The organism is Aquimarina pacifica (assembly GCF_000520955.1).
GTDB lineage: Bacteria > Bacteroidota > Bacteroidia > Flavobacteriales > Flavobacteriaceae > Aquimarina > Aquimarina pacifica.
In genome coordinates this window covers 67,762-94,041 of sequence record NZ_JACC01000013.1, presented here as the reverse complement: position 1 = coordinate 94,041, position 26,280 = coordinate 67,762, and the positions used below count along the sequence as shown (strand labels likewise).

The 26,280-nt window shown below is 32.4% G+C and carries 19 protein-coding genes; 15 read left to right on the top strand and 4 right to left on the bottom strand.

The window, feature by feature from the left end; translation table 11 throughout:
• Positions 1 to 16: 16 nt before the first annotated feature.
• From prmA to DZ60_RS0109325, 4 genes are all read left to right on the top strand, one after another.
• Positions 17 to 853, top strand: coding sequence for a 50S ribosomal protein L11 methyltransferase (gene prmA / locus DZ60_RS0109340; RefSeq protein WP_025741822.1), 837 nt, complete (start codon positions 17 to 19; stop codon positions 851 to 853).
• 63 nt (positions 854 to 916) lie between these two features.
• Positions 917 to 1,192 (top strand): ATP-dependent Clp protease adaptor ClpS, encoded by a 276-nt coding sequence (locus DZ60_RS0109335; RefSeq protein ID WP_025741821.1) that lies wholly within the window; start codon positions 917 to 919, stop codon positions 1,190 to 1,192.
• Between the two features lie 641 nt (positions 1,193 to 1,833).
• Entirely contained in the window at positions 1,834 to 2,664 is an 831-nt protein-coding gene (locus DZ60_RS0109330) for a M57 family metalloprotease (protein ID WP_025741820.1), read from the top strand.
• A 373-nt stretch (positions 2,665 to 3,037) separates the two neighbouring features.
• The gene (locus tag DZ60_RS0109325; protein ID WP_025741819.1) at positions 3,038 to 3,724 is read left to right on the top strand and encodes a hypothetical protein; all 687 of its coding nucleotides are present in this window, start codon (positions 3,038 to 3,040) and stop codon (positions 3,722 to 3,724) included.
• Positions 3,725 to 3,951: 227 nt separating this feature from the next.
• Here the strand turns inward: DZ60_RS0109325 and DZ60_RS0109320 are convergent, their stop codons facing one another.
• Positions 3,952 to 5,682 carry a tetratricopeptide repeat protein gene (locus tag DZ60_RS0109320; RefSeq protein WP_025741818.1) on the bottom strand — a complete coding sequence of 577 codons (1,731 nt, stop codon included), beginning with the start codon at positions 5,680 to 5,682 and terminating at the stop codon, positions 3,952 to 3,954.
• Between the two features lie 500 nt (positions 5,683 to 6,182).
• Between DZ60_RS0109320 and DZ60_RS0109315 the strand changes: the two genes are divergently transcribed.
• Both DZ60_RS0109315 and DZ60_RS0109310 read left to right on the top strand, forming a co-directional pair.
• A complete protein-coding gene (locus tag DZ60_RS0109315) occupies positions 6,183 to 6,734 on the top strand; it encodes a YceI family protein (RefSeq protein WP_025741817.1) in 552 nt (183 codons plus the stop codon).
• Positions 6,724 to 7,620 carry a DUF5777 family beta-barrel protein gene (locus DZ60_RS0109310; protein ID WP_025741816.1) on the top strand — a complete coding sequence of 299 codons (897 nt, stop codon included), beginning with the start codon at positions 6,724 to 6,726 and terminating at the stop codon, positions 7,618 to 7,620. Before DZ60_RS0109315 ends, DZ60_RS0109310 begins: the two co-directional genes overlap by 11 nt.
• Before the next feature lie 167 nt (positions 7,621 to 7,787).
• Here DZ60_RS0109310 and DZ60_RS0109305 read toward each other — a convergent pair whose 3' ends face one another.
• The 3 genes from DZ60_RS0109305 to DZ60_RS0109290 all read right to left on the bottom strand — a co-directional run bounded on the left by DZ60_RS0109305 (position 7,788) and on the right by DZ60_RS0109290 (position 13,131).
• The gene (locus DZ60_RS0109305; RefSeq protein ID WP_025741815.1) at positions 7,788 to 8,474 is read right to left on the bottom strand and encodes a DUF4386 domain-containing protein; all 687 of its coding nucleotides are present in this window, start codon (positions 8,472 to 8,474) and stop codon (positions 7,788 to 7,790) included.
• Positions 8,475 to 8,825: 351 nt separating this feature from the next.
• A complete protein-coding gene (locus DZ60_RS0109300; RefSeq protein ID WP_025741814.1) occupies positions 8,826 to 9,179 on the bottom strand; it encodes a hypothetical protein in 354 nt (117 codons plus the stop codon).
• Positions 9,180 to 9,717: 538 nt separating this feature from the next.
• Positions 9,718 to 13,131, bottom strand: coding sequence for a T9SS type A sorting domain-containing protein (locus DZ60_RS0109290; protein ID WP_081740450.1), 3,414 nt, complete (start codon positions 13,129 to 13,131; stop codon positions 9,718 to 9,720).
• A gap of 590 nt (positions 13,132 to 13,721) precedes the next feature.
• Between DZ60_RS0109290 and DZ60_RS0109285 the strand changes: the two genes are divergently transcribed.
• The 9 genes from DZ60_RS0109285 to DZ60_RS0109245 all read left to right on the top strand — a co-directional run bounded on the left by DZ60_RS0109285 (position 13,722) and on the right by DZ60_RS0109245 (position 26,234).
• A complete protein-coding gene (locus DZ60_RS0109285) occupies positions 13,722 to 15,509 on the top strand; it encodes a leucine-rich repeat domain-containing protein (protein WP_025741811.1) in 1,788 nt (595 codons plus the stop codon).
• A 286-nt stretch (positions 15,510 to 15,795) separates the two neighbouring features.
• Positions 15,796 to 17,487, top strand: coding sequence for a leucine-rich repeat domain-containing protein (locus DZ60_RS24155; protein ID WP_025741810.1), 1,692 nt, complete (start codon positions 15,796 to 15,798; stop codon positions 17,485 to 17,487).
• A gap of 620 nt (positions 17,488 to 18,107) precedes the next feature.
• The gene (locus tag DZ60_RS0109275) at positions 18,108 to 20,075 is read left to right on the top strand and encodes a type IV secretory system conjugative DNA transfer family protein (protein WP_025741809.1); all 1,968 of its coding nucleotides are present in this window, start codon (positions 18,108 to 18,110) and stop codon (positions 20,073 to 20,075) included.
• A 31-nt stretch (positions 20,076 to 20,106) separates the two neighbouring features.
• The gene (locus DZ60_RS22795; RefSeq protein WP_025741808.1) at positions 20,107 to 20,649 is read left to right on the top strand and encodes a M23 family metallopeptidase; all 543 of its coding nucleotides are present in this window, start codon (positions 20,107 to 20,109) and stop codon (positions 20,647 to 20,649) included.
• A gap of 31 nt (positions 20,650 to 20,680) precedes the next feature.
• The gene (traM, locus tag DZ60_RS0109265; protein WP_025741807.1) at positions 20,681 to 21,892 is read left to right on the top strand and encodes a conjugative transposon protein TraM; all 1,212 of its coding nucleotides are present in this window, start codon (positions 20,681 to 20,683) and stop codon (positions 21,890 to 21,892) included.
• Between the two features lies 1 nt (position 21,893).
• Positions 21,894 to 24,248, top strand: a complete 2,355-nt coding sequence (locus DZ60_RS0109260; RefSeq protein WP_025741806.1) for a TraG family conjugative transposon ATPase — start codon at positions 21,894 to 21,896, stop codon at positions 24,246 to 24,248.
• 7 nt (positions 24,249 to 24,255) lie between these two features.
• A complete protein-coding gene (locus DZ60_RS0109255; protein WP_152537404.1) occupies positions 24,256 to 25,101 on the top strand; it encodes a DUF4138 domain-containing protein in 846 nt (281 codons plus the stop codon).
• Between the two features lie 2 nt (positions 25,102 to 25,103).
• Entirely contained in the window at positions 25,104 to 25,619 is a 516-nt protein-coding gene (locus tag DZ60_RS0109250) for a hypothetical protein (RefSeq protein ID WP_025741804.1), read from the top strand.
• An 18-nt stretch (positions 25,620 to 25,637) separates the two neighbouring features.
• Positions 25,638 to 26,234, top strand: a complete 597-nt coding sequence (locus tag DZ60_RS0109245) for a hypothetical protein (protein WP_025741803.1) — start codon at positions 25,638 to 25,640, stop codon at positions 26,232 to 26,234.
• Positions 26,235 to 26,280: the final 46 nt, after the last annotated feature.

Here is a 26,280-nt window from a genome sequence, read left to right as displayed (position 1 = left end):
AAAAGAATAAAAAAACATGTCTAATACAAAATATCTGGGGTATTATTTTAAGGTTTCACCTGTGCAACCAGCAGTAGAAATATTAGTAGCAGAATTAGGGGATGCAGGATTCGAAAGTTTTGTAGAAACTGAGGAAGGACTCAATGCATTTATTCAAAAAGAAGACTGGCATGAGCAAATTTTAGATGGGATCTATATTTTAGGGTCTGGCGAATTTGAGATACACTATTCTTCTGAAGAAATTGAACAGGTTAACTGGAATACTGAGTGGGAGAAAAATTTTGATCCCATCATAGTTGATGATATTTGTAGTGTAAGAGCTCCTTTTCATACAAGACCAGATACAACATATGACATAGTCATTGAACCCAAAATGTCATTTGGTACTGGTCATCATGAGACCACGCACATGATGATTAAACATCTGCTAAAAATGCAGTTAGAAAATAAGACTGTACTAGATATGGGATGTGGTACAGGTATATTGGCAATTTTGGCAGAAATGCGAGGTGCAAAAGCTATCGATGCAATAGATATTGATAATTGGTGTTATTTAAATACTATCGAAAATGTAGAAAGAAACAATTGTACTGCAATAAAGACGTATGAAGGTGATGTAACCCTTTTAGAAGGGAAAAATTATGATGTAATTATAGCCAATATTAATCGCAATATATTACTGAATGATATTAAACAGTATGCTAAATCTCTAAATTCTGGTGGGCGATTACTGTTAAGTGGTTTCTATCAAGAAGATTTAGAAATGATTACAAAAGAATGTACTGAAAATGGATTGAAATTTAATGATAATTTTGATAGAAATAATTGGATAGCAGCATCTTATGATTTATAATAAAATGTTAATTAAGGAAAATAAAGGACGAAGTTATTATATTTGTAGAAAAAAGGGACCCCTATGAGTACTCAGGAAAAAGTTTTAGAAGAAGTTGCAGAGCAACTTCTTGATAAAAAAAACAATGAGATTGTTTTATATAACGATGATGTGAATACATTTGACCATGTTATAGAAACTTTAATTTGTTCGTGTGAGCATACTCCACTTCAGGCAGAGCAATGTGCTATGTTGGTTCATTATAAAGGAAAATGTACAGTAAAAACAGGTGCTTACGAAGAATTAGTGCCCCGTTGTTCTAAATTATTAGAAGCAGGTCTTAGTGCGGAGATAGTATAATGTTTGTATTATGGTTATTTCTTATAGATGTATTTGATAAGAGATAACATTAACTTTGTTTTTAGGTACCTATTTATAGCAGTTTTTTCTTTTTTTCTTTAAAATTAGATTTATTTTGGGCATACACACGTATTAACAAAATGTTAATTACATCTTCTTTAAGCCTTTTTAACATTTTGAGGTTAAACTTTATAATTTGTAGGAAATATCTTCAACTGATCAGTAGTTTAGAAGAAATTGTTGACAATACTATTTTTATATTTTATTTAATATAATTGTCATTTTACGATAAAGAGATACATCATCTAATTAGCACTGATTTCATACTTTTTTTGTTTTTTTTGGTCGTTTGGCAAGGAATATTTGCTAAACAAGCTTTTAAAAATGCATATGCACTTAGTCGATTTTTTAGTTTTGCGTTTAGCTTTAAGTTTTTTAATTTTTCTTAAAAAAATCTTATCATTTCCTTCTTTTTGATGAGGACAGTGTAGTGAATTAACTTTTTTTTGGAAAAAAAATCATATATTCGAAATGCAAAAAAATAAAAAAGGTTCAAAGCTTTTTACTTAATTGCAATTTTAGGAATAGGATGTAACAATTCTATTTTTAGTTTTATAACTACACAAACTCAACTTATTAAAATGAAGAAAATTAAAATTTTAGCGCTTTGCGCTATCGTTACTGGTGCCTTGGTATCATGTGAGAAAACCGAATTTACTGAAGAGGCTGCAGAAACTACAGCAGTCGAGAAAGTATCCCCAGAACATTTAGAAGCATTAACAAAAGCGGGTGTTAATACAATGGACGCCGAGTATAAAATGATACAACATCCAGGAGAGGAGCCTTACAAAGCACTTGTTTCTGGTGATATTATTTTTGAACTGGATAAATTGGCAGAGTATGCCTTAGCTGAAGCAGAGAATAATAACAAGCAATATAGAACGAATAACCTTGTTTCTGATACAAATATCAGTATCATTGGATATACAGGTTCTGGTTATGCATTAACTAGTAATATGCAAACTGCATTACAATGGGCGGTAAATAACTACAACCGTCTAAATACCTCTTTGAATTTTACATTAACATATGCTGCAAGTACTAATGCCGATATGGTAGTATATAATAATGGAGCTTCTGGAGGAGGAGGTTCTGCAGGTTTCCCTAGTGGTGGTCAGCCATATAAATGGGTTCAGATTAACAATGGTACAAGTAGTTTTAGTACTAATGTAAATGAGCATGTAATTACTCATGAAATAGGACATTCAATAGGATTCCGTCATCAGGATTGGCAGTCTCGTCAGAGCTGTGGCCAAAATTCTAATGAAGGTACTGCTGGAGTAGGAGCCATACTAATCAATGGTACGCCTAGTTCTGATTTTGCAGATTCTATTATGTTGGCATGTTTTAGCTCTAGCGAAGACGGAGAATTTTCTAGTACTGATATAACTGCATTGGAGACATTGTATTAGTCAATCGTACAATAGAAAAGAATTTAAAAAAATAAAGCTTTGAATTTTTATTATACCATCACGATTTTTCGTGATGGTTTTTTTATATCCTATCATTTTCCATCCTATGTAGTGCATTCAAAGTAACACTTAGAGGTATTTATAGTATTACTTTACTTTTTTTAAGTCGAAGACCTTTTTAACATCCCTAGAATTTAGGCCATTAAAATGATATTCTCTTCCAAATTAATTTAAACAGCAATTACGGTTTAACCACAAATCAGTTAATGACAACCATTCGTCGCAACAAATAGTTCATTCGTCGAAAAAACGAACAAAAATCATGTATGTAACCTTAATTTTACACCAGTAATAACAACTAAAAAGCCCTAAAATGAAAAGTTTAAATTGTTTCGTATCAAAAGTACTGGTAATTACAGCAGTTTTAATTTCTTCTTTCACTATGTATAGTAACGAAGATACTTTAGCACTTGAAGCTTTTTCTCAAACATATCAAGGTGCATATGATTTAACAATACCAGAAAGTGTTTCATCAGAAAAAATGTCTTTGTATATTATATTACCAGGAGGAGTTGGAAATGCAAAATACCCTGCCTTAAAAGAAACTTTTTTTACTCCTGCACTTAATGATGATAACAGTATTATTTTTAGCCCTAAAATTTCTTGGAGAAGACCTAGTATTAAAAAGTTAGAGCATATTATTACCGATTTTATTAGAGTTGCTAAACGCACCTATCCTATTGATTCTGATAATATTGTTCTTGTAGGGTACAGTAATGGAGCACAGCAAGGGTTAGAGTTGATAGAGTCAAATGACACACTGTTTTCGTCATACATAGCTATTGCTTCTAATATTAAACTTAAGAGGCGTTTAGAAACACCAATCTGTATCATTCAATGGGACAAGGATTTTTACTTTCCTATCCAAAAAATGTCAAGAAATGTAAAAGAAGGTAGAGATATAGGATGTAATCTTACGTTAATAATTGCATCTAATAACGACGGAATGGGAGCTTCAGAATACACAGATGAATTAAAAGATTTTGTTTCCAAACTGTAAATAGATATAGTTTGATGTTTATTCGACTTCAAAAAGGTGAAATATCCAAATAGAAATAGCAGTATTTAAACCATAAAATATTTTCTAGGAAAATACCCTCCTCTCTCCAGTATAAGAATTTTGCTTTGTATAAAAAACGCTTTGTATCGAATAAAACATTTTTATGTTTTTTAATTAGAGGATGACCCTTAGAAGAAAAGGTAATATACTTAATACACTATTCTTTCTTATGATTTTTCAATATCAATTAGATAGGTAACGATTTCTTGTTTGGGTTGTAGCCCCAACTTTTTACGAAGACGGTATCTTGCAGTTTTTACACTTTCCGGAGATATTCCTAGAATACTTGCGGTCTCTTTAATATTAAGATTTAGTCGTATTAAGGAGCAGATTTTAAGATCGTTGGTTTTTAGATCAGGATGTTTTGCTGTAAGCTTTGGATAGAATTCAATATGAACTTTTTCGAAAACCATTTTAAAATCTTCCCAATCTTTATCTGTAGTTAGGTTTCTTTTGATGATTTCGACAGTCTCTACAATAATGGGGTTTCTCTTGTCGATATCGGTATTTTTGATAAAAATTAATTTATCAAGTAACTGCTGCAACATTTCGTTTTTTTGAACAAAATTAAGGGCATAGGAGGTAAGCTCTTTATTTTTAAAATCTAATTGTCGCTGTAGCTCTATCTGTTGTAATTTCGAATTTTCTAAGGCCTGTTGTGCCAGTGCGCTATTTGTAGCTGATAACTCTTGATCTCTTTCCAGTAATTTTTTATTTTTTTTAGAAGATTTTAAGGCCAAATAAATAACAAAACATACAATTAATATACCTGCAATAAGGGCATATCTAATTAGTATATCTACTTTTTCTTTTGCTCTAAGGAGTTGTACTTCTTTGTCTTTTTTTTGTAATTGATTTTCAAATTCGAGATATGCTATTTGTTTTGATTTTTCAATGTCAAGAATCGAATCTTTTAATTGTATATATCGATCAGAAAATGCAAGAGCTTCTATGGGTCTATTTTGTTGCTTTCTTAACTCCTTTAATTCTTCATATGCTGCTAATTTTTGTTTTTTTAAATTATTCTCTTTAGCTTTTTTCAAGCCTTTATTTAGGTTTTTTTCTGATAAATCTAGTTCATTATCAAGTCTATGTATTTTTCCGAGTAAAATATAGTTGCTTGTTAATCCATCAATATCTAATATTTGCTGTCCCAATGACATAGATCTATGAACATGGTAATAGGCTTGCGCTCTTTGATTTTCTTTAATATATAATAATCCCAGACGGTTGTGTACTTCTGCAATACCATATATAAAGCTATTCTTAGTATGAATTTCTAAGGCATTATTTAGGTATTTTTTTGCTTCTTCTATTCTATTTTGTGCTATAAAAATGGTAGCCATTTTGGTAAAAGTAGTTGCGATCCTGTCTTTAAGTTCGAGTAACATGAACTTATCAATAGCTTTGTTGTAATGAGAAAGTGATTTGTCATACTGCTCTAAATCAGCATAGACCATTCCTATATTAAGGGTGGTATTTGCAATCCCTTCAGTGTTTTTAATCTTTTCGTATGTATTCTGAGAGGTTATTAGGTATTCTAATGCTTTGTTTTGATATCCTTGTGCCCAAAACGCTACGCCAATAACTCTATTGGCATATGCTACACCTTCTTGATACGTTAGCTTTTTAGATAGTGCTAGTGCTTTTTTTCCGTAGAAAATAGATTCATTGGGATTGATAATCCAATACTCATATCCAATTTCATTAAACAAGTCTACTTTTAGAATATCATTGGTATTATGAAGCGCCAATTGCTTTTTTAAACTATCGATTTCTTTATTAATTATGGCATAGGAGAAATTAACAAAGAATAGTAGTGATATACAGATAATCCATTCAATTTTTTTTGTATTGAATTTTAGGGTTGATGCGTTAAGGATGTTTAATGTACACAAAATAGTATGTTGTTTGATCAAATTGTATTAGCTTAAGCATAGGTGGTGTTATACAAAAAACGTATAAATTTAGATATCATTTTGATACTACGAATAGAAAAACTGTTAAATCAATGATTATGACAGTGTAATTGTGTTCTAAATGGCTGTTTTAAGAATTGTCTACCTGATGTATACCTCAAAATTAGGGTTGCTCACTTTTTGTTTACCTTAAATAAGGATATACTTACTTTATGTATATCAACAAATTTATTTTGTTGCCTACCTTTAATTTATATTCGCACTGCCTTGTCGCATGTATTATTTAGGGACTTTTTGCTATTCGTAAAAGGTGTAGTAAAATGGCATAAAAATGCGTTGTTGAGGCTATTAAACAATTACTAACTAGAAAAAGCAAAAAGACAATAAAGAAATCAGAAACTTTTAAGCAAGATGTTTTTAATTTCTTTAACTCTACTATATGATAAGGGGTTAACAGTGTTTTTGAGCAATCTGAAAAGATGAATAAATTAATACCATTATTCTATTTGATAACCGGGATCATCAATACAAATGTTGATGTATCAGATAGGTATATAACCCGTCAGGGACAGGTTACTTTTTTTTCCTATACTAATGTCGAAAATATTGAAGCTAAAAATAATCAGGTTCTTAGTGTTATTGACTTTTCTAAAAATGAAATAGCGATTAGTATGTTGATGAAAGCTTTCGTTTTTAAAAAGGCATTGATGCGAGAGCATTTTAATGAAAGTTATATTGAATCTGATCTGTATCCAAAAGCTACTCTAGAGGGAATAATACTCGATTTTGATCCAGCAAATAGAGAAGATCAAACAAAGATTGTAAAAGGAAAAATTACAATTAGAGGAATCACAAAAGAGGTAGAAATTAAAACTAAAATTACATTCCAAGAACAGAAATACATTTTTAGTGGAGATTTTGAATTGACTGTCAAAGATTTCGAAATCAAAATTCCGTCTGTACTCGCGCCCAATATAGCAAAAAACATTTCCGTGCAATTTAAATTTGAATATGAGCCTTATGAATTGTAATATGTATTTTCTTTTTGTAGCACTTGTGTGTGGATTGAGCAGTGTCAATGCACAAAGTTTATTAGATGAATTAGACAAGGTTCAAAGTGATGCACATCCCTATGAATTAGCAACGTTTAAATCATCAAGGATTTCTTTAGGCCATTCGACAGAAACTTTAAAAAAAGGAGTATTAGAAATAGGATCTAGAAGTCGATTTTGGAATATTCCGAACTCAGATATTCAGAGTTTTGTAGCTGATAAAATGAGTACTCGCCTTTCTTTAGAATATGGAATTAGCAATCGATTAACTTTTGGTGTTGGTGGTACCACACTTGATGGGATTTTTGATATGTTTCTTAAATATAAAATGGTGCGACAACGTAAACATGGATTCCCTTTTAGCATTACCTTGCTACAAAGTGGATCATACCAAAGTGAACGTACTTCGTTGGCAGATATTCATCGTAGTGATGACTTTGCTGATAGATTGGCTTTTACTACTCAACTCTTGCTGTCGAAAAAAGTGACTTCTCAATTTTCTTTACAGTTTTCTCCAACCTTAGTTCATAGAAACTCTTCTGTTTTTGAGGAAGATCCTGAGAATCACTTTGCGCTAGGTATGGGAGGGAGATATAAAGTAGGAGGGCATGTTTCGATTGTTTCAGAATATTACCATTTATTTAATCCGTTAGAATCTAGAGATACCTATAATGCTTTTTCTTTGGGTGTTAATTGGGAATTAAGTGATGTGATGTTGCAGTTTCAGCTCACTAATACCCGTAATTTGGTAGAAGATGCGTTTATAACACAAACCCCAAATAATTTTAATTTTAATGACGGAAACCTAGTGTTTGGTTTTACCGGAATTTTTATTCTGCATTTGCATAATGGATTAAAGAAATAGGTTAGATGGTAAAAAGTTTGTAATTGGTTTCCAACCCATGATTTCGTATGCGAATTCGAGCTGTTGAGGATAGATAAACTTAATATTACCTTCAGGTATGCAAAAAAACGAATACCAATATTGTGGGAAGCAGTAAGAGGTTTTAAAAAGTAAGAGAAGTTGTCTAATTATACTTTTTTAGCATATGAAATGTTTGATGAAACATTAAAGCCTTTTATTATAAGCCATAAAGGCATTAGTATCTCGAATAAGGCTCCTGGAAGATATAGCATTTCTCCTCCAAAACTATAACCAGCAATTTCTGTTAACATTTTCAATAATAATAGTGTATAACCAATAAAACCCAAAATTGATAAAATTCTTGGAATTAACTTTGTTCTGTACAACAAATAGCACAACAACAAACTGCCTGTACTAAGGGCAATCATAGCCAATTGAAAGGCTGTATATCTTCCTGCCTTAAATAACACTCCTAAAGTCTCGAAATATGAAACCTCTGTAGTAATTATGTTTAAATACTGCTCACTTAGGAGAACTATAGATAAAAGGCTGACTGCACTTACAAGAAGTAATGCTCCTTCTATGATTCTTGAACCCATGTATGCAAAGGCTATGTTTTGGTGGTGATTTTTTAAAATTGGTAAAAAAATTACTCCAATACTTACAACTGCAATATCATTAATAAGCTGAAGAATTACTCCAAGACCTATTAGGTTGACGTTCGGATAACTATTTTTAAGATATTCGGGTGTATACACAATTGATCCAATTAATTCATCCCCAATTAAGAATGTAGTTGTAGAGATCAAAAATAATGAGCCTATTATTATAGCAGTTTTCCTTTCAGTAGTCATTTTTTTTGTTTTTATTACGACGATAAAGTTCCCATATTGTTACAATAAAAAGTAAATCATTCTTTCATTGTATTAAACTAGTTCGACTAATTTCATACAATGCAGGAGTAGTCATTATATTAAAAGTAAAGCGCGGTATATAATAGTACTAGTTTGCGATAAGTGCATTCACTTGCTTAAGATTTCTTATTGCAAATCCGAATTATCTGATAATTGACTTGTCGCTTAAAATTTAATATCAATACATCTACTGATTATTTAGGCTCTTTTAAATATTTAAAAAATGAAATTCATAAAAGATGATTTCTAGAGAAAGTAAATTATCCCTTCATTGATAATTTCTAAATTATTTCATTTGTTTTTTGTAATCCTATTTATTCTTAAATAATCACTCACAGTTGGGTCAATTACTATTTTTTTTCCAGTTTCTTTGTTTGTTAATTCATTAAAATCGTGGTCTCTAAAAAATGTGCCTTTAAAAAATTGATGGATGTTAATTCCTAAAAAATCTAATTTCCCAATTTTATGTTCAGCTTTAATTTTATTTTCTAAATCATTGTTTTTGATTAAGAAATTTGCAATTGAATTGAACATTGCTGAATATCCCACACAATTTGCTTTTCTAGTATTTATAAGTATGTTTGGATTATTTGAAGCCCTATTTGTCGTAAATTTCAATTCAGTTTTAGTTATTTCGTCAGCCACTGCGACAATATCTTCTAAAGTAATTTTTCCCTTTTTTTTTTTTTGGATTTCAGTGCGATTCTATTAATTAGTTCTTTATTGGTTATTTCAATGCCTGGTCGACTTCCCATTTCAGTGTAATTAATTGTTAATCTGTAGATGGTACCTCTAAATAAAATCAGTATTAAAATAGAGATTGCAATTATTTTAAGGGTTTTTTGCATTTTATTTTTTGAAATGGCCATACGCACTAGTGCATATAATGATTAAATTCTTAAATTATAGGTCATTCTATTTCCATAAAATCTTTTCAACGGAGAAGAATACGAGTATATACCTGAATTTTTTCTAAGTATACGGAAAAAACACTAATAGTACAGGAAGTAGTGTGGCAGGAATAAAAAGTGTGAAAAGCGTTTGGTGTAGCGGTATCATTGCGGCATCCCCTTATATGGTAACTAACTAACTAAAATTATACTATTTACACTTTGTATAAACAAAAAAGACTGCCTTTTCAGACAGTCTTTTTCTGTTTTTTAGTATAACAGTAAACGATTATCTATTCTCGAATCATGATCTTTTTTGAGAATTTTGATTTCCCTTTTAGGATAGTGACAGTGTATAATCCAGCTGCAAAGTTTTCGGTATTTACTTTTAGCAAATTAATGCCCGTGTGTGTTTGAAATGTGTTTTCACTCACTTTTTTACCTAATAGGTCAACGATCGATATGATGACCTCTTCTCCATCAGTGGACAGTTGAATCTGCATATTGGTCTGTACCGGATTAGGAAATAACAAAATAGTATTCTTTTCTAAGGTACTCAGGCTTTCTTTTTCACTTGCAATTTCTGTAGAAGAAGAAGGGATTGCTTCTGTAATTAAGAAAGATTCCCATGTACCATTGTGAGCTTCAGAAACCATAGTAATATTTTGATGATTATTTACTTGTAGTCGCTTATAATTTGTAGGTCCATTTGGCAATGTAAGGAAATATGTCCCGTCGATATCACCTGTGGTAATATCATAATACGTCCAACCACCAGAAGAACTAGTACTTTGCATATCTGCATTGGCTGAATTATCAGAACGTAAACGTGGTTTTGAACCACCTGCTGCACGGTCAACATGCCAATATCCATTTCCTTTGTCCACAAACTTCCATTCTACGTCAGGACCTGTTGTGGTAACAGAAGTGGTATAAGGTTCTTCGCTTTCGCCTGATGCCCCAATTCTTACGTTATAGTATGCAGCATCTATATAATAGGTCTTATTAGGGTCAGGAAATACTTCTGGTTCTTCAGGAACTTCGGTAAACGTAAAAGATTCCCAAGTGCCCGCACTCGATGTTGAAAGCATTTTTATAGCTCCGCTAGAGTTTACCTGAAGTCGTTTATGGTTTGTAGGACCATCCGGCAATGTTAGGAAATAGGTTCCTGGGTTTACTCCTTCAGAAAATTCATAATATGTATAAGTTCCCGTAAAATTAGTCTCTTGCATATCAGCATTTTCGCTATTGTCTGATCGCAAACGTGGTTTACTGCCCCCTGCAGCGCGATCAATATGCCAATATCCGTTTCCTTTATCTACAAATTTCCATTCAACATCTTCTCCGGTAGTGGTACTGGATGTGGTATAAGGTTCTTCGCTTTCTCCACTAGCAGCGATTCTAAGGTTGTGGTGAGGAACATCTATATAATATGTTTTTGTAGGATCAGGAATAAAGTAAGTGATATCTTCTGACTCTCTATCATCATACAAAGGCGATTCCCACAGACCTCTACCATATGTCCCTGCACGAATTCTACTTTCTCCCGAAGCGCCATAATATATTTCTAATTCTCTGATATCAACATTGGGGATATTATTAGAAAAACTGGTCCAATTTGTTACAGAATTACTTCTATAGAAGATCATACCGTTAACTGCAGCATAAATACCTTTGTCTGGTGATTTATCAAAAACCGCAGATTTTATTGATAAACCGGGTAGTCCACTAGAAATATTAGTCCAATTCGAACCACCATTAGTACTTTGATAAATAGTACTTCCCATAGTTACGATTACATTATTTTCATCATACGGGTTTACGGCAATATCGGTGACTAAACTAGAAGAGGGCAAGCTAATAGTAGTCCAGGTAGGTGAGGTATCTAAAATATTTGATGATGTATACATCGAGGTTAGGGTGGCTACATAAATCTTATTGCTGTTAGATGGGCAAAGTTCAATTTGTGATAAGCTTCTGTCAAAACTAATATTAGAGGATACATTCACCCAGTCTCCGCTAGATGCTGCATTATCATGGCGGTACAAATCAGCATATCCGGTATAAATTCTATTACTATTATTCGTGTCAAGTGCCATAGGGGTAACCCATAGTCCGTTACCATTTTCTGGAGGTTTTACCGAAGAAGCTATAGAGGCTCCGCCATTTACTGTTTTAAGAAATCCTCCGAATTGATAATTACCATATATGATATTTTCATTATTTGGGTCTATAGCGCAATCCATCCCATCAGCGCCAAAGTATTGCATCCATTCGTGAGCATCACCAGACATAATCACACTACCATTATCTTGAGATCCACCAGCTACCTTATTTTTATTCGAAGCAGAATTTCCTATTTTATAAAATTGCTGAATTCCTAGTCCTGCAGATAAATCTGTAAAACTGTTTCCTGTATTTGTACTTTTAAAAATTCCTCCATCGCAACCAACATACAAATTTGAACCAATGTATTGAAGTACCTCTGTATCTGCATGAACATATGGATAAGAAGCATTGGATTTTATCCATGACGTTTCTTTTGCAAAAGAAGTTCCTCCATTTGACGATTTATACAAATCTAGTCCTCCGATATGTACTTCGTTAATATCAGTATGACTCACAGCTATTGCCATATCTCTACCTGCTTGACTCCCCAGAAAGCTACCATCAGATGCGTCGGATTGGATTGTAAAGCTTGAGCCACTATCAGTTGATCTATATAGATATCCAAAAGAACTTCCTGATTTTTGTACTAGGTATACATAATTGCTGTTAGCGGTTGATACGGCCATTTTCATTCGTTCTGAAGCAACAATGCCATTTGTAATTTGAGTAAATGAATTTCCACCATCAGTTGATTTATAAAAATTGGTTCCGCATGCGTAAATTGTAGATGTAGAACCAGGTTTAAACATAACATCTTCAACAGTTCCCGAAATTACTTGAGACCATGTATTACCTCCATCTGTAGTACGATAGAGTCCTACGTTACCGGTGTATAGCGTAGCATATATTTCGTTTGTATTACTTGGATTAATAAGTATGTCCCGTAGTTGGCCAACCACATCGAGAAGCGTTGTAAATGTAAGTCCTCCGTCTGTACTCTTACGTAACCGACCAAGTGCATCACCAATATAAACAATATTATTATTAATAGGGTCTCCTTGAATCGACCATATACTCATGGTATCGAACTGATCACCAAGAGGTGTCCAGGAATTACCACCATTGACGGATTTCCATAAGCCTCCACCGGGAGAGCCGACATATATAATCTGCTGATTTACGGGTTCTATATAAATAGCAGTTATTCTTCCTATTCCTGGGGCATATCCATTGGCACCATTGGTCATTGTTAAAGGACCTAATTCTGTCCAATTACTAGATGAAAAAGCTTTTGAATTGACAAATGTATTTTTTTTGCTTTGCCTAGCTTTGGCAACTTTAGTTACGCTTTGTATGGTACCATCTGATTGAAGTTCTGTGAGTGCATTATACTCCCACCTTTTAAAAAGTTTGTAACCGGTTCCTTTTCCTTTTCCGACAATAGAGAAATAGCGCTCGGCTTCGTCCTGCACTTCTTTTAAGTTTACACCATCTTGATTCATCAAATCAAATATTTTTTGACTGTAAGAAGAGAATGAAAATAAGAAAGTAAGTCCTAGAACGAATAACCTAACATTAATTAGATTGTGTTTTTTCATGGTTTTAAGAGTTTTTAAAATGTAATAGTTATAAATAAGTGTTTATGATATAGTGATTTAATAATTTTCGTCAATCTTTCTTGGTTAAATATGAATACATATGGAAAGACTAAAACAAAAAAACTACAATATATTTTTTTTATTTCATTGAATCGATGTAAAAACCTAATTTTTGTTAATTTAATAAGGATTGTACAATAAAAATAAAAATATATTAAGCTTTTGATATTTTTGAAATTGGGTATAGTCACAACTATGGTTAATTTGGGGTCTATACAACTATGTAAAATTTTGATATCATTGTTATAATGAACAGAATTTTTTACTGGGAACTATGCAAGTTGCTTTCTGAATTTTTTTATGCTTTTTATGATATGATTAAGCCTTTTTTTCTCTGTTAGAGTATTCACGCGTCTGCACAAAGTACCAGATGGAGGTTTTAGCAATATCCATTTATTACCTAAATCGAATCACTTATTACTTTGTCTTAGTAGGGGAGTTACTCATTGGTTAATCTTGTTATTCAATTGATAATCTAATTAGTACGCTAATCAAAATACTTGATTGCATATTATAAAAATAAAAACAACATGAATTTAGCAGAATTAAAGCAAGAAGCAGATAAAGTTTTATCCAGCGAAAATAAGAACTATCTAAACCTGAATGGAAAGCTAAAAGAACTAAACCAAACAGAACTCAAAGAACTACTGCAGTATATTAGTGAAAAGCTTCCCAATCTGGAGGAACTTAGATTAGCGGATAATAACTTGGTAGCTTTACCTGAAGAAATAGGAAAACTTACAAACCTAAAAATACTCTCACTCAATGACAATGACATAGTGCATATACCGGATGCAATATTAGATTTAGAAAAATTGTGGTTATTAAATGCATCAAATAATAATTTGCAAGCTATTCCTGATAAAATTGATAACCTTCCGAATCTTAGAAACCTCGATATTTCTACTAATAATCTATCTTATTTACCTGAAGCACTCGGTACTATTGATAGTCTCACGAACCTAAATATATCAGACAATACTGCTATTAAGGAGTTGCCAGAAAACTTGTATATCAAGTTTGGAGAAGAAAAACTCAAAATAAAATATGACAATGCCTCCAATGAGTTAAAAGAAAGTTTCAAAACATATGAACAACAATTATTAGCCATACAAAGAGAAGAATCCAGAGTAACAGCCCTAAATTATCTTAGAGATCATATTAATGACGATGAAACCGCCTTGGAGCGTGTAAGACAAACATTAACGAAACTAGATGAGGACAATGAGCTATTCACTACAGGAAATGGTAAACAATATAGTGCATCTGAGGTTATTAAAGATTTTTTTAAAAAATTTCCAAGAGAAGGAGAAGAATATCAAAAGTACTTTGACAATGCTGCCAAAGAGTTATTAAAATTATCAAAATTAGAAAACCCTGAAACCAGTAAAGATTTATTTGCTAGTCTGGCGGTGCCATTAGGAAATTGTAATACACCAGTATATGATTTTGTCTTAGAAGCTGTTTTTGACCTCAACAAAGACACTCCAGAGATTAAGCCCCTTATTCTTAGAATGGCGGTCAAAGAAAAAATCGATAATGAATTTGCCTTAAAACTTAGATCCATTGATGATTCAGAAATTATAGAAAAAACAAATGCACTGGTTAATAGCGTATTGCTCTTTGATGCTGAGAATATGGAATTAAATCATCTAAAAATAACAGGAGATCGCATGTATGCTCCTAGTTCTTCGGATCATGTAGGGGCTATGGAATATTTTAGGGATACCCGATATAAAACTATTCTAAAAGATACTGCAAAACTTTTTTGTAAAACTAAACGTAACGGTAAACTCCTTAAAAAAAATGGCAAATACATTATAGATAACAACAAATTAAACAATACGCTAAACACCTACCTTTTTAAAAAGAACAGAATCAATGAAATTGAAACAAAAGATCCAAACTTTATAAAAAAACTTGGGGATATTGAAAAATATAAAGAAGCGGTAGGCATAGATATTAATAAAATGATTACTCAGCTAGACAAGGAAAAAAAGATTGACATTTATGACACGCCTGTAGCCGAAAAGTTAGAAAATTACATGGGGGAAATTATGGAAGATTTAGGAAATTTTTTAATAGAAAAAAAAGATGTTAAAAGGGGGTATGGCGAATTTAAAACCAAGGTTAAGAATAAACTTAAGGGACTATATAAAGAGGCTAAATTAGGTTCCGGAAAGAAAAAGGATACTAGGATCTTTGCTATGATGTCAAGTGTACCTGCCAGACTCAAAAAAAACCGAAAAAGAACAAATACCTCAAGGGCGAATATAAATAACAATAGATCCAGGAGATCTCAACCTGGCATCGGATAACGTATTTTTCGGAAGTAGTAAGTAAGATAGGTTGGTTTTAAAACCAACCTATCTTGCATGTTGTCTTCGGAGTCTATGGTATTTTTTTCTTTATAATCTCATAGTCTTAGGAAACCAATCGTATTACGAACTGTAGGCTTCAATTATTACCTCAACCTTACCGTTTATTACTTCATTGTAGTAATTCTTTTCAATGTATACGAATATTGAGGTATCAATAATTAATCACACGTGTATAAGGAACAAGTAAAAACCCCTGAATAGCGTTATTAAAACAATATATATTATGAATTTATTACAAATTAAAGACTACATAGATAATGTAGCATTATCAAAGAACACAAAAGAACTACGCCTGAGGGGAATTGCAGCGGACCTAACACAAGAGGAACTAATAGAAGTTCTAAATTATGCCAATGCAAAGCTTCCTAAGCTTACGTCTCTGGACTTGTCTGGAAATAAATTGACCAAAATACCAGAAGAAATAGGAATTTTTAAAGAGCTCAAAACTCTTGCATTATATAATAACAACTTAAAAGAATTACCAAAAGACATAGGTTTCCTAAAAAAGTTAACAGGACTAAATATATCCTCAAATAACTTTGAAGTTTTTCCTCCAGAAATTGGTCTTCTTAATAACCTAAAAGACATAAGTATTTCTAAGAACCCGGGTATTGAAAATATACCTACAGAATTTTTAGAAATATTAGAAGAGAATTACCAAACAATAAATATAGAGCACAATGCATCTTCTGATCAAGTGAATACACAGTTATATCTATATGAAAATAAAAAGGCGTTAGATAAGCTTAGTCAAACTCTTCAGGATTATTATGAAAGGGAGGATATAGAAAAGATTCTAGCATCTTTAGAAAGATTAGATCAAGATTTTTATAAAACAGAAGATTTAGAATTACGGACTAATGGGCAGGTGTTGAATGAGTTTCTTAGTCGAGTAAAACTAGGAAAAGACGAAATAACTAAATATAAAAAAAAAGCAATAAAAAACATATTGGATGAGTTTATTGAGGCAGATAATGAATCAACACAAAAAACAGAATTAGCTACACTAGCCATTCAATTGGGAAATTGTATAAAACCTATAACAAAATTTGTAAACAATAAATTGTTCGATTTTTACGAAGATAACAAAGAAGAACTCAAGCCATTTATGTTACAAATGGCTGTAGAAGATAAAATTTCTGAGTTGTTTGGAAACAGGCTTAAGTTTTATGAAAAAATAGAAAAGGTGCAGGCTCTTGTTTATAGTATACTCTCTAATGAGGCCGAAAATGACCCTAAAAATAAACTAAGAATTACGGGAGATCGTGGTTTTTCTTTTACATCATTAAGTTCAGATGGATATGATAACTTTGTAGGTAGAGAATTCAATGGAATATCTAAACCTGTCGCAAAACTTTTCTGTAAAACAAATAGATTTGGTTGGCTAAAAACGAGAAAAGGCAGATATATCATTGATATCAATAAAATGGATAAGGTGTTAAATGATTTTTTAATTAAAAATGAGAGGCCTGAATTAATTAATAAAGACGCAAGAGCTATTAGAATAGAAGAACTCAAGGGAAGAATAACAAATGATATGAACTTGGAGATACCAGTGATAGAAAATAAATATGATGTAGTCTTATCTTACTTCGACAATGAAACTCTTACCAAATTCGAAAATGAAACTTTTAACAAGGAATTCGGAAAAATTTACGACGAATTACCAAATGACCTAGAAAAGTTTTTGTCAAAAAAAGAAGATCTTGATGTCGGTTATAATGAATTTAAAGAACATAAAAAACAAGTACTTGAAACCTTTGCAGGAAAAGTCCAAAAAGCGGAAAACAACGCGAAACAAAAGCACTCTTTATCATCGCTTACTCATATTCCAAAACCCAGTGTTTCAAAACCGAATTTTCAGAGAAAAAAAGGAAACAGAAATAATTCAAAAAGACCATCATTGAGTTCATAAATTAAGCTTAGATGATCATCATAATATAGTTTTTATAAAAACAAGAGTAAATAAAAAATTGAAATAAAATAGCTATTAAAAAAATCGATATCTACCTATCGAATATCTTCTCAGGGATTTCTAAAATCCATATACATTTTAAATATAAAATAACGACGAATACAATTCTATTTTTAGAAAAAACTACCACTTTTTGTCATTGTGGTAGTTTCTATTTACATTAAAATCTGTACGAAAATTCTCTAGAATACCCACTTCTTAATACGATGTAATTTGAAGCGATTTTTTTGTTGCAAAAAATCATTTCATCCAGCCAGAAATATTCCTTTTCATCCATATTTTTTCCCCTTCACATAGGTTGTTAGTGTTTCAATCCCTTGTCTGACGTTACTTTGCGTCAGAAATAAGAAACAATCTAAAATCTAATTATTATGAATTTTATCAGCCTATTAAAAACAATCAAACAAGAGAAATTTAAAGCTTTTTTAATGCAATTACCAGCTGCAAGTCGATATGCAATTCATAGGTAACGTATACACAAAAGGAGAACGTCTTATTAATAATTCGATGACTCCTTATACCAAACTAAAAAAGAAATAAAACCTAAAAAAAGTAGCACAATGAAGGACAGTAAATTTTCTATAGATATGATCATTTTGGTAACAATGTTACTATGCATACTATTAGTGGGAATTGATATTTATGCGCATCATTTTGATTACTTCTCTGATATAGGAATGGCAAACCAATATATTAATAAGACCATTATCAAATTATATGAGATAGCTCCTGTTTTTGAAAGCTCTTTTTTTAATAGAAGTGTTGTTCTTGGAATATTTTCTTTTGCGTCTTTCGGGTTTCATGTAAAAAAGAAACCTGAGAACGATACTAGAAATAGTTATTATTATGTCGCTCTGGGTTTAGGCATTTTAGTATTTATCATAGCGGGTGAGTTACCAGTTTCCATTTTTCCTAATCTGGCTTTAACTGCAATTGCCGCGATAGGTTATGTATGGGCACTCTTTATGATTCGAAGACATTTTAATTATTTCGGAAGTAAAGACGAGTTTAATGAAGAAAACCTGATTTTTAAGCAAGAAAAAGGTGTGATGGAAAACCAGTATTCTGTAAACTTTAAAACAGATAACGGTTTTGTCAATGTAGTCAACCCTTTTAGAGCAACAATGGTATTAGGGACTCCTGGTTCTGGGAAATCATACTCTGTAATAGAGGAGTATATCAGACAACATATCAAAAAGCAATTTACCATGTTGGTCTATGACTTTAAGTTTCCATCATTGGCCAAAGAGACCTACGCATTTTATCAATATTACAAAGACCTTTATAAAATAGAACCTGCGTTTAATGTAATTTCATTAGATGATATTGAACGCTCTAGTTTTGTAAATCCACTAAGCCCTGATCTTATTCGTAAAGCGGCTGATGCCATTGAGGCTGCACAAACGGTATTGTACAATCTTAATAAAGAATGGATCACCAAAAAGGACTTTTTTGCACAATCGGCAATATCATATTTTGCTTCTTGCATTTACTTTCTTAAAATTTATGAAGATGGTAAGTATTGCACATTGCCACATGCAATAACATTGGCATCATGCTCTGACGAAAAGGTTTTTAAGATTTTTAGTTCTTATCCCGAACTCAAATTTTTTATGACACCTTTTGCAGATGCCTTAGAAAAGGAAGCATACGAGCAACTATCGGGTCAGACGGCTTCTGCTAGAATCCCGTTATCACAATTAGCAACCAAAGAACTTTTTTGGGTAATGGGTAATAATGTATATCCAGAACTAAATGTTTCACTGAGTATTAATGACCCCGAAAAACCAAGCTTGTTTGTACTTGCCAATTCGCCAGCTACACAAACTACAAACTCTCCTGCATTGGGATTGATTTCGACACAAATACTTAAAGAAATTAATACGCAGGGACGCCAACCTTGTTCGGTAATTATTGATGAGTTGCCTACTATGTATTTTATGGGGTTAGATAACCTAATCGCTACTGCCCGATCTAATAAAATTTCTACCACTATAGGAATGCAGGATCTAGAACAATTAAAACGAGATTATGGTAATGAGGTCGCAGCTACGATTTTTAATATCGTTGGAAATATTTTTAGTGGGTCAGTTCGAAGTGAAACCGCTTCAAAACTGCAAGAGATATTCGGTAAGAAGAAACAAAAACTAAAAAACATTTCTGTAGATACAAATACCACTTCCTACAGTATTAATGAAAATCTAGAATATGCAATTCCTGTAGCTACTATTTCACAATTATCCCAAGGAGAATTTGTAGGTGTAGTTGCAGATAATTTCGGAGAAGAAATAGACAGGAAGATTTTTAGGGGAAAGATCAAAGTAGATAAACGTACAGATCAAATCAAAGATCCCATTCCTCTTACTATAGGAGATGACAATGATATCGATGTCCTTTTAGACGGCAATTTTAATCGAATCGTAGCAGAGATAGATATTTTAATAGAAAATGAACTATTAAAATTAGAAGAAGCTCATTCTGAGTATGAAGAGAACAAACAGGAAGATATAGAGCAACCTGATTTCTGAAAATAAAAACTTTTAAAACCATCGCACTATCATGAAAACATTATATATATACCGACAACTATTTACAGTCATCTTGCTTGTTTGTTATACGACAGCCTATACACAAAATACAGAGAAACAGGTTGCAGAAGGTAATATTAATAACATCCCTACGCACTTTCCTATAGCAAAAGGGGATTTTAAGACGATATCATCCCCATTTGGATATCGCAAACATCCCATTTTACATAAAAACAAACTACATGCAGGGATTGACCTTGTGGCACCAAAAGGAGCTGCAGTATTGGCCACTGCTTCTGGGATTGTACAAAAATCAGAATACCAAAAAGGATACGGTAACTATATACTACTTGCTCATTTTGCAGAAGTGCAAACACTCTACGCGCATTTGTGGATTTCTTTAGTGAAAAAAGGAGATGCTGTAGTGCAAGGGCAAATTATTGGTCTTGTTGGGGAAACAGGACTGGCTACAGGACCGCATTTGCATTATGAGGTACGTGTAAACAACAAAAAACTAGACCCGATGCGTATCTGGAAAGGCATTATCAGAGAACATTCAAATAACAAAGTTTAAAAAAATAGATCACGCAACACAGTAAATAATTATGGACAAAAAAAAGAAAATCATTGTAGCCATTGTAGGAATAGCTTGCTTAATACTCATAGTTGTAGTATTCAAAATAGTCGTATTTCCTGCCGAAAAGACCAAGACTCGAAAAAATCAATTATCGATAAGCACACCCGAAGTAATCAAAGATAAAATAGAGAACAAATCAAAAATTGAACATTATGATAGAGAATCTTTGAAAAGTTTTGGAAAAAATGATGTAGTAAAAGGATTCGGAAATGTAGGCAAAGAAGCTCAAGAAATTGTACAAGAAGAATCACTAATTGTTGGAGAAAATTCTGGACAAGAACAAGAAGGGAACAATCTATTAGGAGCTCTGGGAAAAGGCGGGCATCAATCACAGGGTAGATCGGCACAATCATATCAAAAAGAAGCTGAAGATGAGGAGTTAAGGCAATTAATGGCACTACAAGAGCAGTTATTAGCACAAGCTGAAGCTCCTGCTCGTTCAGAAAGTGATGCTGCTGAAGCAGAAGAAATACAAAAACTGTTGGCTGCTTACAGTCAATATAGTCAAGAAGGAATACCAAATTTTCAGGTTCAATTTGATGAGAACGGTCAACCACTTACTCCAGAAAAAATCACGGATATAGGAACAAGTGTTAGCCAAAAAATAGCAAGTCAAATTAATACCCAATTTCAATCACAAAACTTTTTTCATGGAGCACAATCGTCAAAAGGAGAAGACAAAGTACTTGGGTTAATTCCTGCAGAAACCGTAGATGATGGGGTCCTAGTAAATGGAAGTACTATTGCTATACGCACCAAAAAGGAAATACGTATTAGCACCCCGCAAGTACTAATTCCAAAAGGAGCGGTAGTCTACGGTAGAGTATCTTTTGGGACTAACAGATTATTAATCAATATCACCAGCTATAAAACTAGAGATAAATTGTACCAACTCAATTTTACAATGTTTGATTTTGATGGTATAGAGGGCATACACTTAGATAATCGAACATGGCCAAAAATCCCCGGAAAAGTGACCAAAGATGTATATGATTATGCGTATCAAAAAGGAACACAGGCTTCTACTTTTGGTAGTGGTGATACAGGAGTAAACCTTGACGAAGCTAGAGATATAGCCATCCTCTCGGCAGCAAAAGAAATTGGTAATGAGGTCTTTGAAAAAAGAAGAGTCTTTATGCCTAAGAAATATCACTTATGGCTTAATATAAAAACGAAATAAGATGAAAAGCGATACAATACAAAAAATATTTCCAATCTATGCGGTAGAGGATGACATGATCATTTCTAAAAATGGAGATATTACTTTAGGGTTTAAATTACAGTTACCACAAATTTATTCGCTAGATAGAGAAGCAATCGACCGAATTAACCAGTTATTTGATAAGATCATCAGATCACTGCCAGAGAATACCATTATCCAAAAACAAGATTACTTTTTTGTCGATAAAATAAAAGAAGCAGTAACCGAAGGAGATTTGATGTTATCCAGAAGTGATAATAAATTTTTCTATGAAAAACCAACATTAAGTCATGAGTGTTATTTATTTATAACCAAAGACTCTAAAAGCAAAATTAGCCTTTCTAGTAACGCAAAGCTATACACTAAGTATATGGAAGAAGTTAAAGACTTTATCCAGGTAGTAAATACTTGTATTTCTTTCCTTGCTAAAGAAGAGTTTTTTAAGGTAGATGCCTTAAATTCTGAGACTATCTTAGAAGTATTAGGAAAGTATATTTCGTTATCTAAAGATGGTCAGCAATCATTACAGGATTTATTCTTTGATAAACAACTTAAAGTCGGTAATAAACTTGCAGAGATGTATGCGATTAGCTCCTATAATCAATTGCCGTTAACTATAGAAACGACCAAGAAGAACATCGATTTCTCTACCCAAAAAACTGATTTTCAGATTCCATTTATCCAACCAGTTTGTCTAGGCTTAGAATGCGATCATATCTATAATCAGGTTATTTATATAGAGAATTCGCAGAAGATATTTTCGAAGTTAAAAACAAAATTAAATCAATTTAAGAGTTTGGCGATTTTGTCCAAAGAAAATGAAGTAACCTATAATCAAATCGATCAGTTGGTAAATGAAGTAATCGAAAATGAATTACGTTTTGTATATCAGCATTTCAATATCATTTTGTGGGATATAAATGAAGAAAAACTCGAAAACCATAAGAACCAATTAGAAAACGCATTTAAAGAATTATCGATTGCTCCTTACCAAATTAAAAACTCACTAAAAGATTTATTCTTTGCTAATATCCCGGGGGCCTGTACAGGAATTCCTGAGTTGTACAAATTTATTGGTATATCAGAGCAAACTCCCATTTTATTAAATTTTGAAAGTTATTATGAGGGTAACAAAGATGGGATATTGCTTACTGATCGCAAAAACGGAGCACCTGTGCGATTAGATTTATGGATCGAGCCCGTAAAAAGAGGATTGATCGTTAATCGAAACCGTTTAATTTTTGGTCCATCAGGTACCGGAAAATCATTTTTGATCAATCATATCGCTAGCCAGTATTACGAGCAAGGACATCATATCGTCATGATTGATATAGGTAATTCGTATAAGAAACTATGTAATTTGGTAAAAGGGCAATACTATGCATACGATCCAGATGTTCCTTTAGAATTCAACCCCTTTCACTTTCATCATATTGATGAGGTTAATAATGACAAAAAGATATTTCTTACTTCATTGATTATCTTTTTATGGAAAGGTGATGACCCATTTCGAAGAGAAGAAAAACAGATCATAGGTTTGTACCTAGATGCCTATTATGAGTCTTTCGAGATAGGAGGAGAGAAGTATCCTTGTATGGCTTCTTTTTATGAGTTTGTTGATAAAAATCATGTAATGGACAATGAAGAGAAGTATTTCGATAAAATAAGCTTTCAACTTTCTCTTAGAGATTTTTATGATGGTAAATACAGTAAAATACTAAACTCTAAAACACCTATTGATCTAGTACAAGAACGCTTCATTGTATTTGAAATGGATAATATAAAAGATCATCCAGTGCTATTTCCACTAGTAACAATGCTTTGTATTGATGTGGTAATGAGTAAGATCAGAAAAATACCAGAAGCTAAAAAATCAATTTTTATTGATGAGTGCTGGAAACCAATCTCTAAAGGAGAGATGGCTCAGTTTATCAAATATTTATACAAAACCGTGAGAAAGTTTTACGGAGAGGTAGCCATTGCTACACAGGATGTAGAAGATATTTTGGATACACCAGCGGGACCGGCAATGATTAATAATACAGACACCATGATTTTGCTTTCGCACAAAAAGAAAATGGCAACCAAAGACAAGTTTGCTCAATATTTGTCCTTTAGCGAATCAGATTTAGAAAAATTATTCTCTACAGATAAGCGAGAAGTATTTATCAAAGTAGGGAGTGTGTCTAATGTATATAAGGTAGCTGTTTCTCCAGAACGATATGCTTGTTACTCTTCTAATGCAGACGAAAACAAAGTCATTTTTGACACCTATAAGGAGAAAAACAACATGGAATTAGCCTTAACAGAATTTGTAGAAAAACTTGAAAAATAAAAACACAATGAAAAAACAACTTATTCTTTTAATCACATTAGTAGTCGGACTTAATAGCTCGATGAACAGTCAGAACCATTTGGTTGCTCTAAAAAAGCTAGATACTATACAAGTATCTGATATCAAAACAACACATTTGTTATTCAACCAACAAATTGAATATCTAGATGTTGGCTCTCCGTTTTTTGCAGCTGATACTACAAAGCAGATGGTAAAATTGAAACATATAGGTCAAGAATTGATAGATGCAAGAACACAGCTTTCTAACCTAACAGTAATTACCAAAGATGGGGGATATTACTCTTTTATTTTGGCTTATAAAAGAGTATTACAAAATCTAACCTACAAGGTAAAAAGAACAGAAGAATTTGCAGATGCAGTACAAGATGAAGCTCAAAAAGAAGAGGAAGAATCAAAAGCGCTAGAAGAGTTATGCGGCCAGTTGGATAGAAATTACAATAATAAAATCCATCTCAAAAACGATAAATCAGGAGATATCAGAGTACGAGTCACTGGGATTTTCTATATCAAAGAGAAGATAGGGCTGCGTTTAGAACTCAAAAATGAATCTACTATTGATTTTGATATTGACCATATCCTTTTTAGAACCAAATTGAAAAAGCGTTTTGCAAAGGATTATTTATATCAAGAACGTGTGATTCATCCTGCAGGAATATGTTCTGACAATTTTGAGATAGCCGGTAATGGTGATCAAAACATCACTTTGATATTCGACAAGTTTATGCTCAATGAAAAAGAAAAACTAAGCATTGATATTTTCGAAACCAACGGAGGTCGATCGGCAACTATTGTTATTCCAAGAGAAGAGTTATTAAACCCAAAAGTGATATAGCCATGAAAAAGAATCATATACTGTTTTATATAGTTGCTATGATGTGTGTTAGTTATGGTTATACTCAAATTCCGTATCTAGATCAAGGGGCCTTAGTTAGGGAGTTTTTGGAGGAACCGGCAGCAAAAGATTTTCAAAAACAAAACCTTAAAACGACAATAGACTATACTAGTTTATCCGCTTTAGCTGTAACCGAAAACTTAACAAGAACAAATTTTAGATTTAATTCTGCAACTAGTGCATTTATTAATTATCTGGATTACAGTTCAATGTGCAATAGTTATCTCAATCCTTTTAAAAAGGCAAAGTGTACCAATAAATATAATTATTTGAAAAATGCACATCAGACAATATTACAGTTAGTAAATGTTCCCATGAAAAATAGGGCAAATAAAGGGGTAAAGGAGCAAATCATGGCAAAATATAGCGCTATAACAAATACCATCTTAAAGGAACTGGAACTGCTAAAGTTAAAGGCAGAAAAAGATAATTTTTATACACGATTGATTATTAGATAACACTAACATTATAAACCTATGAAAACAATATATATACTAGTCTTCTTTCTCTTAGTAGTACAGACAACGTTTGGGCAATTTGTTCATGTACACATTAATAATAATGATGCCACCACCAGAAGAAAATTGGCAACCTTAATAGGTATAGTAGGTGGTAGGAATGCTTCTTTAGGGATCTCAAATAAAGAGTTAGAAGATGCATTAAAAGATCATAAAGAACAGATAGAATTACAATACTCTAAGAATCAATACGACAAGAGCAGCAGTTTTATTGCTGGCGCCGGTACTTCTGCAGTGTTGAGCTTAGGGGCCTCGGCATTTACAAGAATCCCCAGACTACCCTATATGACCTCTGCAAAACGAGAGTATTTGGATATGATAACTATGGATAAGGCATTATTACTGGCATTACAATCTGTTAGTACTACAAAAATAAAATCATCCAAACGGCAAGAAATTTATCGTTTGCGGAGCAAATTACTTAGGGAGTTCTCAAAAAATGACCGAGATGCCAGACAAACATTGTATATGTCGGCAGCAGGACTTTTAATTATCAATTTCAATGAGTTTGCAGACATGTATAATCAGTTAAAACAAATTGAGATTGCTCTATAATATTCACATAAAGTTGTAGCAAAGGATCGCCTCATTTTAACAAAAA